This is a genomic window from Nitrosomonas sp. sh817 (assembly GCF_030908545.1).
Taxonomy (GTDB): domain Bacteria; phylum Pseudomonadota; class Gammaproteobacteria; order Burkholderiales; family Nitrosomonadaceae; genus Nitrosomonas.
Map to the genome: position 1 here is coordinate 1,298,312 of NZ_CP133083.1, position 17,627 is coordinate 1,315,938.

Genomic DNA, 17,627 nt, shown 5'->3' on the forward strand with positions numbered 1-17,627 from the left:
CGCATCGTGTAAGACTGATATTTTTTAAGTTTAATTATTTGTTGGGCTTGGTAGTTTAGATAGTTGTTGCTGCAAGAAATTGCTTGTTTGGGTCATACTTGCGATTGTTGCATCAAGTGCGGTGAATTGCGCGCGTACGCGTTTTTCGATATTTTCGAGCCGTAACTGTAATTTTTCACGTTGGGTTTCAATGTCTTTAATGGATGCATTAATACCATCGATGCGACTGTCGATTAGTTTTCCCTTCAGCATGCCATCAACTATTTTGTTTAATTTTTGAGCAAATCCGTGTGCAAAATCAATATCCCCACGACTACCAGTGCTGCCTCCGGTGACTTTAAGAATCAGCCCGCTACTCTCTGCTGCGCCGGTTAGCGTCTGGCCGGAACCGGTTGCAATAACACCATTTATTGTTCCCGCAACATCGACCCCATCGGTTTCAACGGAAGTGCCAAAAAGATCTGTTTCTCCGTTACCTCCAGTTATTTTTACAGAGGATTCGGAACCATATTTATTAGAAGTAACTGTCAAGATCCCAGCCGATTCACTGACTGTAACTTTTAATCCCGCTGACGATATTGCAGATGTTCCATTGATTCTGGATTGAATTTCCGCAGCGAGAGAGGATGGAGTATAGGCACCCGCTGCAAGCGTAATACTGGTATTGACTCCATCAATCGTGAAATTTAATGAATCATTGATTCCCGTGTTGATAGTCAACGCTGCGGCAGTGCTGCCAACAGCCGTGCCGTGTGTCGCAAGTTGAGTAATATTTAGCGCATATTTGCCATTCGCTGTATTTGAATCAGCGCTTACAAACGAAACAAGACTATCACTTGTTCTTCCCACTGAAGCGAATAATGTTGAAACATCTTTAGCTGGATCGTTCAGTACTTGTGTTAATTTACCAGAGTCAAATTTTAGTGTTCCGTCAGCTTGGAAAGAAATGCCCACTTCCGATAATAAACTAAGGCCTCCTCCAGCTGTAGTCAATGGATCAGAAATGGCTTTGCGAATTTGGGTTTGCACTGAGCGAACCGTTGAATCTCCGGTTAAGATGGAAGCCTGTTTGGTCGCGGCATCATATTTTGATACATCGACAATTGTTTTATTAAGATCGTTAAAAGCTTTAACGAATGAAGATATTGCGCTATTAATACCGGCAGTATCTCGAGTTAAATTTAAAGTTGTAGTGGTCCCGGCATTTGCTTTCAATAGATCCAGTGTGACACCTTCAATGGCATCTGTGATTTTATTGCTGGCTTTACTGATTGCAATGCCATCAATGATTAATGATGCATTACTGGCTGCAGTTGTTTGGGTTAAATTAGTTGTTCCGCCGGTGGAAGCGTCATATACAAGCTGTGATAATCCAGCGTTATCAGTATTGGTTGAGTCGCTATCGATGGCAGTTATTTTCAGCGCATTGCTTAAACCTGTTTCGTTAGAAGCGATTACCAATCGATTACCCGAACCATCATTGATAATACTGGCGGTAACTCCTGCCTTAGCTTGGTTTATTGCATCTCGAATACCTGCGAGTGATGAGTTTCCAGAAGAAATGGTTATTGATTTCGCGGATTTCTCCGGATTGAGAGTAAATGAGCCACCGCTATAGGTACCAAATTGTATGGTAAGAGTACCGCTTCCGATGGTTGCATCTGTAGTAGAAAAATTAGCAGATTTTAATTTTTGCGCTTGTGCGAGAGTCTGAATCTCGATCGAATGACTCCCGCTTACCGCCGCAGATGTCGCACTGACATTAGCTAATGTGTTATCTGCAATACTTGCCGTCATTGCGTTAAATTTTGCCGGACTTGAAAGTGCGGTAAGGCTATTTTGAAATGAGGATAATGCACCCTTCAGGCTACCAAACGCAGTTAATTTTGTTTGTTGCTGTGCTTCTTTGCTATCCAAAGCAGTAAGTGGACGGCTTTCCGCTTGCATTAGTTTGCTTACGATGCCATTAATATCTAAACCTGATCCAATTCCGGGTGATGAAAGCATTTCAAAACTCTACCTATGTTTAAATTATGCCTTACCGTTGAATAACAGGCCTTGTACTTTGTCTAGTGTGCGAGCTATCTCAACCGCTTCTTCTGTTGGAATTTGACGAATAACTTCTTCGGTATGCACATCCATTACCTTTATGATCGTTTTTCCAGTATCTTCATCAATCGAAAACTGCAAATTTTGTGCCAGGTTATTAACGGTTCCCTGAATCTTCTGAACGGCTTGCTTTACTTGTTCCTCGGATTCCATCGAATTACCAATTTTTGATCCAACGATAGAAGCCGCCATAGCAATGTTCTCGGTATTTGATGCGGACATTTTCTTGGTAGTCGATGTCGTTAATGAAGGAACTGGCGATAGGCTGGTTCCATTTAATTGACTGATAGTCATGATCTGACTCCTTATAACTGAAAGAGCATGGATTTTATTGGTTTCCGAGCTCTTTCAGCTGTTTTTAAAGCAATATTACGTTTGTTATTAACGTAACAGTGAGAGTACGTTGTTAGGCAGTGAATTCGCTTGTGCCAGTATTGCAACACCAGCTTGCTGCAGAATTTGTCCGCGTGTGAGGTTTGCTGATTCTGCGGCAAAGTCAGCATCTTGAATCCGGCTCCGAGAAGCTGAGAGATTTTCCGATGCGGTTTGCAGGTTTGCAATCGTTGAACTAAAGCGATTTTGAATCGCACCCAAGTCGCCACGTGAGCTGTTAATGGATTTTAATGCTTCATCCAATGTTCTGATCGCTGTTTGTGCATTGGTTGCGGATGATATATCCAATGTAGCTACAGAATTGAAAGAGCTGGTGGTAGCACCAAATTCCGTGGCATTACTTCCTGCCGCAGTGATCTGTCCGAAGGCGCTCGAAAGTTCAATGGTGCCCGTGACAGTTGTTGAGTCATTACCACCACTGGTTAGCGTCCTTGTTGTTGCGCCGGCAGTGACGTCGGCGGTGATGGTGCCATTGGTAAAATCTGCTAATACGATGTCACGGCCATCTGATGTTGACAGTGTAATTGCCGATTTATCCGTCGCAGAAGCGAATGAAGCGGTGACACCGGTAGTAGATTGCAATCCGTTAATGGCGGAAGCCAAACCGCTTAGATCGGCGGCATCAGTGATTGTGGCAGAAACTGTGCTGCCATTGATTGTTAAAGCAGTTGTGCCTGTTCCTGATAGATTGCCGAGTGTGGCACTGTTGGATGCGGTTGCAGTGATGCCGATACCCGAAGCAGCCGTATTAATGGCCGCTGCAATAGCTTTAGCGTCATCGCCCGCTGCATAGCTAATGTTACCGGTGACGCCTTTATTATTAGCAAGTGTTAAACCGGCTTCTACCGCAACACCATTGGCAGCAGAGGCAGCCGCAGCAGCGGTTGCTGTACCCATTGCTGTACCATTGGTTGTCAGTATGTGGCTGCCTAATGCCGTGGCTCTTGCATCAGAAATTGATGCGATGTTGATAGTTTGATTTGCATTGGCACCGACCTGGAAGCTTTGATTCAAGAACGAACCATCCAATAAGTTTAAGCCATTAAATTGAGTTTGGCTGGCTACACGAGTAACTTCGGCACTCAATTGCGCAGCTTCAGCTTGGAGCGAAGCCCGGTCACCGGCGCTATTGGTTGCATTGGCAGATTGAACAGCCAATTCACGGATCCTCTGTAAGTTGGCACCGATTTCGCCTAAGGCGCCTTCAGCAGTTTGTGAAAGAGAAATACCGTCATTTGCATTGCGGACAGCTTGATTTAAACCGCGAATTTGTGAGGTCATTCTTTCAGAAATTGCAAGACCTGCAGCATCATCCTTAGCGCTGTTAATCCGCAAGCCTGAGGACAATCGTGTCAATGAAGTATTTAATGCATTTTGTGAAGTATTCAGGTTGCGTTGTGCATTTAATGAGGCAACGTTAGAGTTAATGATTTGTGGCATTTGGGTTCTCCTTTTTTCAACTATTTAGTTTAGGCACTATTGCCTTTAATACGCTGGCATGCCCCGCAATCCAAGAGGGTATACAACCACCGTTGCTTGCAGTTATCGGAAAGCGATTTGAAAAGTTTAGGAATTTACCTTCATGATTTTTATCTAATATTTGAATTAATAACGGTAATTCATGATATAAAGTATTTTGTACAGCGCGAATGTTTTGTAAAATTGGAATGATTTTCAGGTAGTTAATTGTGAGTACTGCTACGTGACCTGTCAGCTTTAATGGATGAAGAACTCAGATGATTCGTAACTTGACATTAAGGGTATTAATGATTGAATCCTCGGATGAGGATGTGAATCGGATATTGGAAATCCTTGCGGAAAGTGATTTTCAAACTGACTATGTTTGTGTTGATACAAAGAAGGGACTAGAAGATGCGCTTCAAACACAGACTTGGGACATGATTCTGTCAGAAAATAACTTGCCGCAACTGACTGCAATACAAGTAATTGAGACTGCGAAAAAAAATAAACCCGACATTCCGGTGATAGTTGTTTCCAATCAAATAAGCGATGAAGCAGTGGAGTTTCTAATGGGATTGGGGGCCTACGATTTGTTGACCAAGACGAATCTTGCGAGATTGGTTCCGGTAATAAGGCGAAGTATCAGTGAATCTGAAAATTATCAACGATTTATTTCAACGCAAACTGCACTGCAAAAAAGTGAAGAACTGTTTCAGGCTATTACATCTAACCTTCCGGGTGTTGTTTTTCAATTTCAAGTGGATGCTAATCACCAAGCAAGTTTTTTATATGTGAGCGATGCCAGCGAAACCCTGTTAGGGTTGTCGCCATCTATGCTGATCAGTAATCCTGGCTTATTTCCGGAATTAATTCTGACGGATGATAGAGTTTATTATGATCAACTGATGATGATATCTGCCAAGCAACTTTCAACTTGGAATTGGGAAGGATGCATTCAAGTTAAAGGCGATAGCGATATTAAATGGATCAGCTTGCGTGCAACACCAAGGAAAATGCCCGATGGTGCGACCCTTTGGGATGGGATCATGATCAATATTACCCGCAATAAGCTGGCTGAACGTGAAATTGCCCGCTCACGCGAACAGCTTGCAGAACTGTCATCTTACTTGCAAAAAGTAAAAGAACAGGAACGTGCCCGGATAGCAAGAGAAATTCATGATGATATCGGAGGGACGCTAACGGCTATTAAATGTGAGTTATTTCCATTTTTTGATTCAGCAGCCAGACCTATTGAATTTTATCAGCAGAAGGCAAAATCCATTGAATCTCTTGTTGATCGTGTGATCGATAGCACACGAAGGATTTCATTGGATTTACGACCCGGAATACTTGATTGTGGAATTGTCGCGGCAGTGCAGTGGCAAGCCAAAGAGTTTAGTAATCGAACGGGTATTGTGTGCCGGGTGTCCTGCAGCAGCGATGAAATTTCAATAGACTCGGATCTTTCGATTGCAATCTTCAGAATTTTCCAGGAGACTCTGACAAATATTTCCAAGCATGCCAGTGCAACGCATATTCAAGTTAAGCTGGTCGAGTTAGATCAGATGGTTTTGCTCGAAGTAATAGATAACGGTCGAGGAATTACCGATCTCGATATGGGAAAGCATGAATCATATGGGATTCGTGGAATGCGTGAACGCTGCCAGCAATTAAAGGGGAATTTTCACATTATGGGAGAGACGGGGAAAGGTACCAAAGTAACGATACTGATTCCTACTGAAAATTTTGGGTATCATTCCGAATATATGATCGAATCCAAAAATGAGTCAGAACTCATACAGCCTGGGACATCGAAAGCAAGAAAAAGAGCTGTAAAGCATTGAGAAGCTGGGGGGCAACATGATAAGCGTGATGATAGCCGATGATCATGCAATTGTTCGTCAAGGTTTGAAGCAGATATTGAGTGAGACTGATGATATTAAGGTTACCGGCGAGGCGGAAACAGGTTTTCAAGCAATCAAAATTGCCCGGCAGCAGGATTTTGATGTCATGCTGCTCGATATTTCCTTGCCGGACAGGAATGGTATAGAGATTCTTAAACAAATAAAGAAAGACAAACCAGGCTTGGCAGTACTGATGCTCAGTATGCATAATGAGCATGAGTTTGCGATCCGTGCTTTAAAAGCTGGAGCTTCGGGTTATCTTAACAAGCAAAGCGCGCCGGCTCAGCTGGTGGTGGCAATCCGCCAGGTATCGACGGGTGATAAATATGTCAGTCCGGCAGTAGCGCAAGAATTAGCCAACATTATTAATACGGATGTCGATAAACCGCTATATACCACGTTATCCGATCGTGAGTATCAAACTTTATGCTTTATCGCTGCAGGGAAAACACTCTCGGAAATTTCCGCGGAAATGTTTTTAAGTCCGAAAACAGTCAGTGTGTATCGCGCGCGTCTACTTGAAAAACTCAAGTTATCGAATAATTCAGAATTAATTCGCTACGCGATCAAGAATAAATTGGTTGAATGACTTTAAACCGTCGATGAGGTCAAGAAATCGACATTGCGGTCGATGTTTTTCGAGACACTATTTTTGAACATATTCTCTTGCACCCTATGAAGCAGTCCAAAGATTCTAATCCTACTATCATTGCACGTGAAACTTTACGTCAGTTAGCGGCACTTAAGATTCCTCCAACACCGGATAACTATCTCAAGCTCTATCATCAAATTTCAGGCGATTCCGGAAATAGCGGAGATTCAGTTGCCAGCACAGTAACAGGTTCGCTAAAACCGGAGAGTAACCCGGTTTCAGAGAGCGTAGCTTGGGGAGATACCCTGGAAGCATTGTTAAAGCAGCTAGAGAATAAGCAAGGCACTTTGACAATTGCAAAGAAAAGGGAAGGCGTTAAAAGAGTGCTTGCTAAGTTTTCAAAAGATTCCGAGCAACTACACAATAAGCTGAAGGCACTGGTGGATTCTTGGGGAGAATCGAATGTAGCGCCTACCGAGTTAATCGAAAGTGGCCTCCCTGAAAATTCTTCCTCACAAACTTCTCGGTTGGACACTCTGGATGCGCAAGACGAGCAGGCGGTTTCAGGGCAACGAGAGAAGGTGAATCAGTTTTCAGACCAATTGCGGGAATTGGTGTCGGAAATGCTCGAGCAGATTGTGGCAAAACGGATGGATGATGCAAACTTGGCTGATGAAGCGAAAGCGCTGGCGCATCAGCTACGAAGCACACGAAATGAATCGGAAATGCGGGGTTTTATCGAGATTTTTCGTAACTTTAATAGCAAATTTGCAGATTCTGATCAGAATAGGGACGGATTGCAGCAAGGTTTGCTCAGATTACTGACTATGCTGATGGACAGCACGGGTGAAATATTGGCGGAAGACCAGTGGATCGGTATCCGGATCGGGCAGCTGCGGGAAACAATTGCTAAACCGTTAAATTCTGAAGTGATCGAGCAAGCCGAGCGTTATTTGGAAGAAATCACACAGCGGCAGGAAATTGTCAAAAGCAGTTTAAATGAAGCCAAACTGACTTTAAAGAAAATGGTGACCTCGCTGATTACCAATATTGAAGAACTCACCGATACGACGGATGGGTATCAGGAAAAACTCGGACAGTATGTTGATAAAATCAGCAAGACGGATGATATTAAAGAATTAAATCAGTTGCTTGCGATGATTATGGACGAAACCAGGCAAATGCAGAAAAGCACGTCCAATTACCGCAACGATTTCTTGGCCGCTCGTGCCGAAGTCAGTCTGGCGCAAAGTAAAATCAATCAACTTGAAACCGAATTGCAAGTAATGGGCGAAAAGGTTCATGAAGATCATCTGACCGGGATATTGAATCGTAGGGGGCTGGATAGTGCTTTTGAGCGGGAAGCCGCCCGGTCTGCCCGTCATCAAGTGCCGTTATGTTTTGCGCTTCTGGATATTGATAATTTCAAGCAATTGAACGATACCCACGGCCATAAGGTTGGTGATGATGCGTTGGTTTATCTGGTTGAGTCGGTCAAAGATACCACGCGCCCGGAGGACGTTGTATCACGTTATGGTGGTGAAGAATTTGTCATTCTGTTACCGAATACAAATCTTGAAGAAGGGGTTCAAATTCTTTCCAGAATCCGGCGGAATCTAACCAAAAAGTTTTTTTTGCACGAGAACAAGCGTTTGCTAATTACTTTTAGCGCGGGGGTGGCGCAATTCCGCTCGGGAGAATCGCAGGAAAGTATATTCAAGCGTGCCGATGAAGCACTTTATCGGGCAAAAAAAGGCGGGAAAAATCAAATCCTAACATCGGAGTAAGTTTCATAATGCATTGTTTGTTATGGTAAAAACGATGTATGATTGCAAATGACACAGATTTCCCTTGTTATTCATTCAATTCATCCCGGTATGGGTCTGTTAACTTTATGACCATGGCAGTCTATACCGGAATGGGTTCTCCTTCGCAATCCAACGAATTATTCCCCGAACTGGCGTAGCCTGGCATTCAATGCGGTCATTTGAGGAGAATAGCGATGCAAGGAGCTACCAGACAGGGGCAAAAAAGAATATTGCGGCTGGTTAAATCAACGGATGGTGTCACAAGTGAGCAAAAACCCATGATTGATTCGGAAGATTACTATAAGCAAGTTGAACGCTATGCTGATCAGATTCGGAAAACAAGGAATGCCGATGAAATCATTCGTATTCTTGATATGGTCTTGTCTGAAACCAGAGGGTTGAGAGCCAATGATGAAGTATTTGCGGCGCAGGAGCAAATAAAACGCGCAGAGCAGAAAATTGAAACACTAAAGGATGAGATCGAGCAATTACGCGGACTTGTGCAGACTGACCAAATGACCGGAGCTTTTAATCGTCGTGGACTGGATGAAACATTTATTCGTGAGGCGGCGCGTGCTGATCGGAATGCACAATCGCTGGGCGTGGTAGTCATTGATCTGGATAATTTCAAGCAGATTAACGACAGTCTTGGCCATCAGTATGGCGATAGCATTTTGATCAATTTTGTTGCTGTGGCCAAGGAAACGTTGCGTCCTACCGATATCGTCGCCCGTTTTGGTGGTGAAGAATTTGTGATTCTATTGCCTGATGTCGCCGTAGAGGATGCGTTAACCATCATCCAGCGGCTGCAAAACAATCTAGCCAAGAGTCTGTCGATTCAAATCGATAACCAATCGATGCCGGTCACATTCAGCGCCGGCGTGGCGCTACGTTCCTTTGGCGAACATCAGAATTCGGTTATCAGCCGGGCTGATAAAGCGCTTTATCAGGCAAAGCGAACCGGAAAAAATCGTGCAATTCCTGCACTAGCATAATAATTTCGCAATATACGGCACCATTAAACAGTCTCCGCTATCCATAGCGGTTCGTGGCAATCTTTTTTCTCTGTGAAGAGATTTCTAAACATCCAGAAATAAAAAGCGGATTAGTTTTCAATACAACAACGGGTTAATTGTGAGGAAATAGATGGAAGGTTTTTTTCTTGGACGACAGCCGATTTTAGATCGCAACCAAAACTTGGTTGCATTTGAATTGCTTTTCAGGCGAGAAGAAACGGACAAATCGGCTGCAATAACAGATGACTTATCTGCATCCGCTAATGTCATCATTAATGCCTATTGTCAGCTGGGTATTCAGAATGTATTAGGTAAGTTGCGAGGGTTTGTCAATGCGAACCCCGAACTGGTGATGAGCGACATTATCAGTTTGCTGCCAACCAAGCATGTTGTCCTTGAAATCAGGGAAACAGAAACGATAACCGCCGAATTTCTGGCACGATGCAGCGAACTCAAGCAGAAAGGTTATCAATTCGCCCTCGATAATATTGTTGAAATAAACGACAAGATTGAAAAGCTGCTTCCAATCGTCAGCGTTGTGAAAGTCAATGTTCTGGCGATAGAAAAGCCGCAATTGACCAAACTGGTGGCGGAGCTGAACCGGTGGCCGGTATTGTTATTGGCGCTCAAGGTTGAAAACCGTGAACAAGAAGCGCTATGTCGGCAATTAGGGTTTCAAATGTTCCAGGGATATTATTTTGCCAAACCGGAAGTCATGGCGGTTAAAAGAGCGGATCCAGGAAAGCTCGCGTTACTGAAGCTGTTGACATTAGCCATGGGTGACAGCGATGTCGAGGAATTGGAAAAGGAATTCAAACATCAACCCGGTCTCAGCTATAACTTGATGCGCATGGTCAATTCGGTAGCCAACGGTTTGCCGCAAAAGATTAATTCGATTAAACATGCGATCATGATTCTCGGCCGTCAGCAACTGCAAAGATGGATTCAATTGCTGCTTTATACTGCGGATCAAGCCGACGGCGGCGCATCCAATGCGTTGATGCAAACAGCAGCGGCTCGGGGAAAGTTAATGGAGTTAATTGCGATAGTGGAGCGCCCGCATGATAAGAACCATCATGAGAGAGCATTCATGGTGGGGATATTATCGCTGCTGGATACTTTGTTGGGCATGGACATGCAGCAGATCATCGACAAATTGGGCATTCCGGAAGACATGAGCCAGGCTTTGTTGACGCGCGATGGGCGGTTAGGGCAAGAACTGAAATTAGTCGAAGCCAATGAAAAAGGTGAAGTTACGGCCATTCAATCAATTTTGAATGATTTAGGTTTTATCAGTTTAAGCGAACTGGCTGATATCGAGCTGCAAGCGATTGGCTGGGCCAACCGCATCGGTGAATCGGTCGATTGATACGGGATGAATTTCTTGCATCGGCTTGATCTACAATCAATTCCTTAGATAGCAATCATAGTTGTTCAGTTACGTTGAACCGGAACAATCCAGAGCTTATTTAGCAATGCATGCTGCAGTTCGGCATCGATCCAGGCTTTTTGAGGCAACGCCCATAGTTTATCATGTGCAAAATCCTGGCACTGCAGCGCATTTTCTTCCGGCATCAGCACCACGTCGGCTTCTGGAAAATCGATGTCTTGCGTCACAAACCGGTGATTCTCTGCACACGTGTGAAACTCAGCATTAATGCCGGCTTTCATCAGAACCTCGTATAACCAGGGGAAGTTATCGACGTCGGCGACGGCATGTAACCGAACGTTTCTGAAATCCGGAATCGATCGCTGTATTTCCGGTTTTTCCAGTTGATACGCAATTTCATGAAACAATTTCATATTGTAGGTTTTACGGTTTTCAAAATCATTCCGATAACCGGGGTTGCTGTTTGTAACGACAAGACTGTCATTATTAAAACTGTCAAGGCTTATCCTGAGCGGGCCGGCGGGTAATAGCAAGCCGTTACCCAAGCTTTGTTCGTTAAAATCCACTACAATCACCTCGATATCGCGCTCAAGCCGGAAATCCTGCAATCCGCCGCTACAGAGTATGATATTACAAGCCGGATTCGCTTCCAGCATTGCTTTAGCAACGGCCACGTTGTCATTTCCGCTCCAGACCGGACAGGATTTTCCGCAGTGCTGGGCGAGTAACAAGGTCTTAGCGTCATAATGCCGGTGACTATTGTCGAACGCGGCTGGACCGGGTAAACCGGAATGACCGGCGTTATCCCGCGTGATGATGGCCGGTGAAAATCCCTGAGCCAGCAGGCAATCCACTAACCACAGCAACAAAGGTGTTTTGCCACTATCGTTAATGCTGGCGCTATCAATAACAATGACCGGAACCGGAAGTTTGACCGCGTGAAAGATATCCAGCCAATAACAGGCTTTTTTGATCAATATAAAAAGCCTGTACATAATACTGAGCGGCCATAACAGCAAATGTAATGGCGTGATGCGGTGCCAATAAAGTTCTGATAATCTCATTTTTCGTAAAGGTATGAAATAAAACTGAAGAATCGTACCGAAGCTAAGGAAACGATAGTGGAATTATAGGTATAAAAATTTTTGCATGCCATCGAAGAACCAAAAATTAACAAAGGGATGAATATAATAGCCTGTTGTGTTTTTTTGTATGGCCGGATGCGGTGTTTTATTGAGGTGCGTTATAAGAAACACGGTGAATGTACACGATTAATGACAGAATAAATGCCATGGATATATCAATCAAGCAGTTATTAGTTCCGACTCTCTCAGCCAGCGGCGAGCAGCATAAGCCGCATCATATTGCCTACACTGACTGGGGCAATCCAAATAATCCGAACGTAATCGTGTGTGTTCATGGTTTGACCCGGAATTGCCGGGATTTCGATTTTCTTGCACAAGCCCTGCAGGCGGATTTTAGGATCATCAGCGTGGATGTGGTGGGACGCGGCCAAAGCGATTGGCTGGAACATGCGCAGGATTACGATTTTTACCCTTTGTATTTGTCGGATGCGCTCGCATTGGTGACGCATATTCAATCGCAATACCAACAAAGAATCACATTAAACTGGATTGGAACATCGATGGGGGGACTGATTGGGATGGTTCTGGCGATTCAACCCGATCTTCCCGTGACGCTCAACAAATTGGTCATGAGCGATATCGGACCACTGATTCCAGCGACGGCATTGAAGAGAATTGCTGATTATGTCGGTAAAGATCCACGCTTTGAAAATTTTGCAGCATTTAAAGCCTACATGAAAGCGATTTCGGTAACGTTCGGCCCGTTGACGGAAGAGCAATGGACGCATATGGCGATTCATAGTGCCCGTGAGTATGCGGATGGGACGTACGGTTTTCGCTATGACCCGAAAATTGCTTACAGCTTCAAGGCTCATGAAATCACCGATATCGATCTGTGGCAGCAGTGGGACCAGTTGACGGTACCGACATTGGTTTTGCGGGGTGTTGAATCGGACGTGCTGTCGGTGCAGACGGCTGCTCAAATGCAGATCCGTGGGCCGAAAGCGCAAATCGTGGAACTACCGGGTATCGGTCACTCGCCGATGTTGATGGACGATCATCAAATTAGAATAGTCCGGGATTTCATCAAGGCTTCCTAGTTTTTCCGAACAATCGGAAAATACAGAAGGGTTCGGATATTTTCATCGTCGTGTTTAAAGATGCAGGCTCATCATTGCCAATAGTAATGCGCCGAAAGTGCAACAAAATTTACTAACTGACTGGTGTCTTGCGTTAATTGCGTACCATCGCTATAAGTCCAGTGATTCCAGGTCCACTCGTTGGTTTTAAAGCGGTTAAGAATATAATCCAAATGCAGAAAAAAGTTTTTCTGTACCGCATATCGAGCAAATAACCGCATGTTGCTCAGTTCGGATGAGATATCCGGTACAGAATAAATGGACGGTGTGCTTGTTGCCTGCTTAAATTTATCAATGATGATGGCATGGGATGCACTCGCCCCGATTTCAAGTTTCTCACCCAGCTTTCCATTGATATCGAGTCCGAATGAAGTGCCGATATTTTGAAGATCGACAGACCAAATTTCGCGTAACGGATTGCCAGGGATTGAATTTCTCGAGGCCTGATCAATGTAGGTTTCGTTGCGTGAAAACCATGCGATCGCTTGCAAATTCTCCGAGATGGTGTAGGCCGCATCGAGTGAATAGTTTCTGGCGGAGCCGTTCCGCAACCCCAGATTCGAATCGCTGCGGTGGTCATAATCATCAAACGATTCGTGAACGATCGCTTGCAGCGATAGCAGCTCAAAGGGTTCCCAATGCAACATCAGACGAACCATATCGCGCTGTCGATCCGAAAGGTTAAGCGGGGCGATCGTATTGAAGAATGGCTCTCCGGTTGCAGTTTTTGTTGAAATGAACGGCGAGCCGGAACGATCGCTATGAATATATGAAATTGATCCGGTCAGGGAATCCGCCAGCGTGCGGCGTAGTTCCGCTCTGTAAGAGATTTCATCCGTTCTGACACGGTGGCCGACAAAGGCAGGTTGCCAGCGGCGATGCCAAAGTTCGTAATCGATTCCACCAACAAACCGGAAATTCATCGGCAGCGAATAACTGGCTTCGAATTTGCCTGTCAGTGTGCTGAATGAGCGTGGCCGGTTGAATCCGCTCCAGCGATTGCCGTTCAAGTCCGGTTGATAAGCGACCGGGTTGTAGTGCAATACCGGTGTATTGTCGTCCCGGTCTTCGAACCGGATATTTCCCATTACCGACAGTTTCGTCAGCGGTCGGCTGGTGACGCCGCCTTGCACCAGCACCGTATCAATCCGGCCCCCTAGATTGTTTCCAATGCCTGGCGCCAAGTATTGGGTGGGAAAGAAGCTATCTGTTTGAGTTGCGCGGGTATAGGCCGTTTTAAAATTACCGTGTGTGGAAGGAGTGAAACTATAATTACCCGATAAAAAAGCTTGATGAGACTGATTATCAGGAGGAAGCGCAATCGGTGAAAATAGGCTGGGTGCGTAAATTCCACCATTAGTACTACCCCCTGTCGTATACAAGGCGGTATTTCTATTGACGAACATAGTTCCATAATAGCCACCGGAAAGCTGTAATTGTTTGCCGTTATAATTGAGGTTGCCGCCAAATTGCCGGGTGGTATAGTTGATCGGCTCCGGTAGAAACTCATAACTGCCGACAACACCGGGTAATGGCGGCCCCAGGCGGTTACCGCGTCCGAAAATTCTCGAGCCGTCTTTCTCTTCATTACGGAAATGAAATTCCAATGCAAAATTGCCGGGCAGATGCCGGCTCATTCCAAAGGAGAGTGCTTGCCGCTCGGTTTTCAGTTGTGTGGCTTCCCCGGTTGTAGGAGAAGCCGGAACCTGTAGTTGCGCGCTACCAATTCCGGTGATTGCGGTTACGATTGTGAACGGTTCGTATCGGGGTGTTTGGCTGAAATCGATAAAATAAGCCCAATGCCGCTGTTTGATATGCTCGAAACGGATGTCGCGATTGCTGAGTCCCAGATTGCGCCCGGTTAAATTCAGCCAGGTGCCGGTATGTTCATCGCGTTTTTTTATCTCTACATTAAAAATGGCATAAGGTCCATCGTCTCTAAGGCCATTATATTGACCATAACGAGCATTATCATTCGCGAGAATGCCGGTTCCAAAATTGACCGCGCTGTGCGGTTGCGTCAATCGTTTAAGGTCAACATGGTCGGCTGCTACGGGTGCAATCCAAATCAACCAAAAAATCACAGCGAACAAGAAGGAAAAGATGTTTCCGTTTATTCCGGTTGATCTTGATTGCGGCATCATCGCTGGAATAAATCTTCGAGACGAATGTTTTCAGGATTATTGCTGCCATGGATTTGGGTATGGCAATTCAAACACCCTCTGGCGAGAAGGTTCCTTCGATAGGCGCCGTCGATTGTGCCGGGGCTGCCATGATGGGTGTTCGGTTCATGACACTCCTGGCAAAGAAAGGGGGAGCGTACTCGCAGCAAATTGGGTGCCGTGGTTCCATGCGCGTTATGGCAAAGCGCGCAATTCTCCTGAACTGGCGGATGATTACGGACAAAAGGGCCGCGTTTTTCCATATGACAGGTGTAACAAGTGTCATTTACGCTGTCCCTAAGCATTTTGCTGGGACCAGCGGAGCCATGCGGATTATGGCAATCCGAACAAATCACCTTGCCTTCGCGAATGGGATGGCGGGAAGGCCGGTTGATTTGTGCACGTTGTTCTTTATGACAGGAAAAACAGACTTCTGCCTGAAAATTTCTATCGCGGACTTTATCCCGGTCCGCATGAATTTGATGACAGGCGGTACAGGCGACGTCGCGATTCGCATGTGTGCTGCTGGTCCAATGCATCCGCTTGCCGCCCAGATGACAGTTGAGGCAGGCGCGGTTTCTGTCCTCTACGGAGTTGCGCGAGTTTCTGGCAAAAGTCCGCGCCGGCATCGGTACTTTGTTAGGACTGTTGATGTGAGCACGGCTCCCGCCATGGCAACTGGTACAGGTTGGTGCGAGATTGTCGGCGTTGGTTCCGTGCATTGTTTTGCCAATAACCAGCACGGATTCCCCGCCTTCGTCATGACAACCGGTGCAGGTTTGATCACCGCGAAGAAACAACGCCTCTGAGGGTTCATCATCTTCAGCATCGAATGCCAATACAGGAAATGAACCGGTTGCAATACTCATCGACAGAGTAATCAAGGCGATGCGAAAGAAAAGAAATGATGCTCGGAGCTGATGATTTCTTGCGGAAAGGGACATGATGCCAGGTGTTATAAGGATGTAATTATTTCAATTCGGTGATGATTTGAAGGATGGCTTTAATCTTTCATCGTGCAACGAGTAAATATAATAATCATATTAATCAAATGATTAATAAAATAAATATGAGTGAGCGCAGTTAGAAAATATCTTCAACCTGTTCCGCGCTGACTTGCTTTTTTAAATTACACCTTGAATTCTTTAAATTGTTGATGCGGCAAATTGCCGCGCGGCAATTTGTCACATTCCCAACGATTACTGTTTCCATTACATTTCTCAAAAACACGGCGGGATCGCTTCGCTCTGGAATAACCTGGCGGAAGATCATCTTGATCTTGTTTGCAGCGTGTTCCACCAGTTAATCCGAGTGAAAAACGACGCAAAATAAATTTGGAATGGAGAATCTCATGCAGCTGCCACCCCTAGTAAATCCTGTCGAAGCATTGAGTCAACAAGAGGTTTCGCGCTATAGCCGCCATATCTTGATTCCTGAAGTAGGATTGGAAGGGCAAAGGCGGCTTAAAAGCAGCAAAGTGTTAGTAATAGGCGCTGGCGGACTGGGTTCTCCAGTCCTGATGTACCTTGCCGCTGCCGGTGTCGGAACGATCGGCATCATCGATTTTGATGTCGTTGATGAATCAAATTTACAACGGCAAATCATTCATGGCCAATCGGATATCAGCCGCCTGAAGGCTGAGAGCGCCCGGGATGCCATGACGGAAATCAATCCTTATGTGTCGGTGCAATTGCATTGCGAGCGGCTGGAAGCGGTCAATGCGGTGGCGCTTATCGCAGCATATGATCTGATTATTGATGGCACCGATAATTTCGCCACGCGCTATCTGGTGAACGATGCCTGTGTATTGGCGGGAAAACCCTATGTGTGGGGATCCATTTTTCGTTTTGAAGGACAGGTTTCGGTGTTCTGGGAGAACGCGCCGGGTGGTGTCGGCTTGAATTATCGCGACTTGTACCCGGAACCGCCACCGGCGGAGATGGCGCCCTCCTGCGCAGAAGGCGGTGTGTTGGGAGTGTTATGCGCGGCTATCGGTTCGATGATGGCCACCGAAGCGATTAAATTAATTACCGGTATCGGTGAAACCATGCTCGGACGATTGGCTGTTTATGATGCATTGGAGATGAGTTACCGGTTTATTCCGCTCAAGCGGGCGCCTGTCAGAACTGCGGTGACGCAATTAATCGATTATCAGCAATTCTGTGGCATGAGCCGCACGGTGCCGGATAGTAGCACATCAATTCCGGTCATCAGCGCAAGGGAATTGAAAGCCATCAAAGATCAAGGAAGAAGCGTGCAGCTCATCGATGTCCGCGGTATCGAGGAATGGAATATCGTGCATATCGATGGCGCTAAACATATCCCAAAGCATCGGATAATGTCCGAAGAAGTGCTGTCCTCTTTGAATAAAGAAGATTTTATCGTGTTGCATTGCAAAATGGGCATGCGTTCCCGGGATGTTTTGCTCGAAATGCAAAAATATGGATTCAACAACGTCAAAAGCTTGGATGGCGGGATATTGGCATGGATCCAAGAGGTCGATCAATCGCTGCCGACTTACTGAGAATACCGGTTATTAACACATGCCATTGCTTCAGCGCACAGTAA

Annotated in this window: 14 protein-coding genes; 7 read left to right on the forward strand and 7 right to left on the reverse strand. The window is 45.5% G+C overall.

Annotated elements, in window-relative coordinates:
- Nucleotides 1–30: 30 nt before the first annotated feature.
- The 3 genes from fliD to RBH92_RS06200 form a co-directional block, all read right to left on the reverse strand.
- Nucleotides 31–2,007: a flagellar filament capping protein FliD gene (gene fliD, locus RBH92_RS06190; RefSeq protein ID WP_307933734.1), complete on the reverse strand. Its 1,977-nt coding sequence runs from the start codon at nucleotides 2,005–2,007 to the stop codon at nucleotides 31–33.
- Nucleotides 2,008–2,031: 24 nt separating this feature from the next.
- Nucleotides 2,032–2,403, reverse strand: coding sequence for a flagellar protein FlaG (locus RBH92_RS06195; protein ID WP_307933735.1), 372 nt, complete (start codon nucleotides 2,401–2,403; stop codon nucleotides 2,032–2,034).
- An 87-nt stretch (nucleotides 2,404–2,490) separates the two neighbouring features.
- Nucleotides 2,491–3,942 (reverse strand): flagellin N-terminal helical domain-containing protein, encoded by a 1,452-nt coding sequence (locus RBH92_RS06200; RefSeq protein ID WP_292923349.1) that lies wholly within the window; start codon nucleotides 3,940–3,942, stop codon nucleotides 2,491–2,493.
- Nucleotides 3,943–4,268: 326 nt separating this feature from the next.
- Between RBH92_RS06200 and RBH92_RS06205 the strand changes: the two genes are divergently transcribed.
- The 5 genes from RBH92_RS06205 to RBH92_RS06225 all read left to right on the forward strand — a co-directional run bounded on the left by RBH92_RS06205 (nucleotide 4,269) and on the right by RBH92_RS06225 (nucleotide 10,652).
- On the forward strand, nucleotides 4,269–5,807 hold the full coding sequence (locus tag RBH92_RS06205; RefSeq protein ID WP_307933736.1) for a hybrid sensor histidine kinase/response regulator: 1,539 nt from the start codon (nucleotides 4,269–4,271) through the stop codon (nucleotides 5,805–5,807).
- Nucleotides 5,808–5,823: 16 nt separating this feature from the next.
- On the forward strand, nucleotides 5,824–6,456 hold the full coding sequence (locus RBH92_RS06210) for a response regulator (RefSeq protein WP_292923352.1): 633 nt from the start codon (nucleotides 5,824–5,826) through the stop codon (nucleotides 6,454–6,456).
- Nucleotides 6,457–6,542: 86 nt separating this feature from the next.
- A complete protein-coding gene (locus RBH92_RS06215) occupies nucleotides 6,543–8,246 on the forward strand; it encodes a GGDEF domain-containing protein (protein ID WP_307933737.1) in 1,704 nt (567 codons plus the stop codon).
- A 215-nt stretch (nucleotides 8,247–8,461) separates the two neighbouring features.
- The gene (locus tag RBH92_RS06220) at nucleotides 8,462–9,262 is read left to right on the forward strand and encodes a GGDEF domain-containing protein (RefSeq protein WP_307933738.1); all 801 of its coding nucleotides are present in this window, start codon (nucleotides 8,462–8,464) and stop codon (nucleotides 9,260–9,262) included.
- Between the two features lie 151 nt (nucleotides 9,263–9,413).
- Nucleotides 9,414–10,652: an EAL and HDOD domain-containing protein gene (locus RBH92_RS06225; RefSeq protein ID WP_307933739.1), complete on the forward strand. Its 1,239-nt coding sequence runs from the start codon at nucleotides 9,414–9,416 to the stop codon at nucleotides 10,650–10,652.
- Nucleotides 10,653–10,717: 65 nt separating this feature from the next.
- Here the strand turns inward: RBH92_RS06225 and lpxK are convergent, their stop codons facing one another.
- Nucleotides 10,718–11,737 carry a tetraacyldisaccharide 4'-kinase gene (lpxK, locus tag RBH92_RS06230; protein WP_307933740.1) on the reverse strand — a complete coding sequence of 340 codons (1,020 nt, stop codon included), beginning with the start codon at nucleotides 11,735–11,737 and terminating at the stop codon, nucleotides 10,718–10,720.
- A gap of 227 nt (nucleotides 11,738–11,964) precedes the next feature.
- On the opposite strand from lpxK, the gene RBH92_RS06235 reads away from it, so the two are divergent.
- Nucleotides 11,965–12,858, forward strand: a complete 894-nt coding sequence (locus tag RBH92_RS06235) for an alpha/beta fold hydrolase (RefSeq protein WP_307933741.1) — start codon at nucleotides 11,965–11,967, stop codon at nucleotides 12,856–12,858.
- A 71-nt stretch (nucleotides 12,859–12,929) separates the two neighbouring features.
- Here the strand turns inward: RBH92_RS06235 and RBH92_RS06240 are convergent, their stop codons facing one another.
- The 3 genes from RBH92_RS06240 to RBH92_RS06250 all read right to left on the reverse strand — a co-directional run bounded on the left by RBH92_RS06240 (nucleotide 12,930) and on the right by RBH92_RS06250 (nucleotide 16,358).
- The gene (locus tag RBH92_RS06240; RefSeq protein ID WP_307933742.1) at nucleotides 12,930–14,969 is read right to left on the reverse strand and encodes an MtrB/PioB family decaheme-associated outer membrane protein; all 2,040 of its coding nucleotides are present in this window, start codon (nucleotides 14,967–14,969) and stop codon (nucleotides 12,930–12,932) included.
- Nucleotides 14,970–15,037: 68 nt separating this feature from the next.
- A complete protein-coding gene (locus RBH92_RS06245) occupies nucleotides 15,038–16,003 on the reverse strand; it encodes a DmsE family decaheme c-type cytochrome (protein WP_307933743.1) in 966 nt (321 codons plus the stop codon).
- A gap of 139 nt (nucleotides 16,004–16,142) precedes the next feature.
- Complete coding sequence (locus RBH92_RS06250) at nucleotides 16,143–16,358, reverse strand: hypothetical protein (protein WP_307933744.1); 216 nt, start codon at nucleotides 16,356–16,358, stop codon at nucleotides 16,143–16,145.
- 52 nt (nucleotides 16,359–16,410) lie between these two features.
- On the opposite strand from RBH92_RS06250, the gene moeB reads away from it, so the two are divergent.
- Complete coding sequence (moeB, locus tag RBH92_RS06255; RefSeq protein ID WP_307933745.1) at nucleotides 16,411–17,583, forward strand: molybdopterin-synthase adenylyltransferase MoeB; 1,173 nt, start codon at nucleotides 16,411–16,413, stop codon at nucleotides 17,581–17,583.
- The last annotated feature ends 44 nt before the right edge of the window (nucleotides 17,584–17,627 follow it).

What these genes read in the sequence shown, in the direction of transcription:
- lpxK (WP_307933740.1), bottom strand. Translation starts at nt 11,737, where the DNA reads ATGAGATTATCAGAACTTTATTGGCACCGCATCACGCCATTACATTTG.
- RBH92_RS06225 (WP_307933739.1), top strand. Translation starts at nt 9,414, where the DNA reads ATGGAAGGTTTTTTTCTTGGACGACAGCCGATTTTAGATCGCAACCAA.
- moeB (WP_307933745.1), top strand. Translation starts at nt 16,411, where the DNA reads ATGCAGCTGCCACCCCTAGTAAATCCTGTCGAAGCATTGAGTCAACAA.
- RBH92_RS06220 (WP_307933738.1), top strand. Translation starts at nt 8,462, where the DNA reads ATGCAAGGAGCTACCAGACAGGGGCAAAAAAGAATATTGCGGCTGGTT.
- RBH92_RS06215 (WP_307933737.1), top strand. Translation starts at nt 6,543, where the DNA reads ATGAAGCAGTCCAAAGATTCTAATCCTACTATCATTGCACGTGAAACT.
- RBH92_RS06200 (WP_292923349.1), bottom strand. Translation starts at nt 3,942, where the DNA reads ATGCCACAAATCATTAACTCTAACGTTGCCTCATTAAATGCACAACGC.
- RBH92_RS06195 (WP_307933735.1), bottom strand. Translation starts at nt 2,403, where the DNA reads ATGACTATCAGTCAATTAAATGGAACCAGCCTATCGCCAGTTCCTTCA.
- RBH92_RS06205 (WP_307933736.1), top strand. Translation starts at nt 4,269, where the DNA reads ATGATTGAATCCTCGGATGAGGATGTGAATCGGATATTGGAAATCCTT.
- fliD (WP_307933734.1), bottom strand. Translation starts at nt 2,007, where the DNA reads ATGCTTTCATCACCCGGAATTGGATCAGGTTTAGATATTAATGGCATC.
- RBH92_RS06210 (WP_292923352.1), top strand. Translation starts at nt 5,824, where the DNA reads ATGATAAGCGTGATGATAGCCGATGATCATGCAATTGTTCGTCAAGGT.
- RBH92_RS06245 (WP_307933743.1), bottom strand. Translation starts at nt 16,003, where the DNA reads ATGTCCCTTTCCGCAAGAAATCATCAGCTCCGAGCATCATTTCTTTTC.
- RBH92_RS06235 (WP_307933741.1), top strand. Translation starts at nt 11,965, where the DNA reads ATGGATATATCAATCAAGCAGTTATTAGTTCCGACTCTCTCAGCCAGC.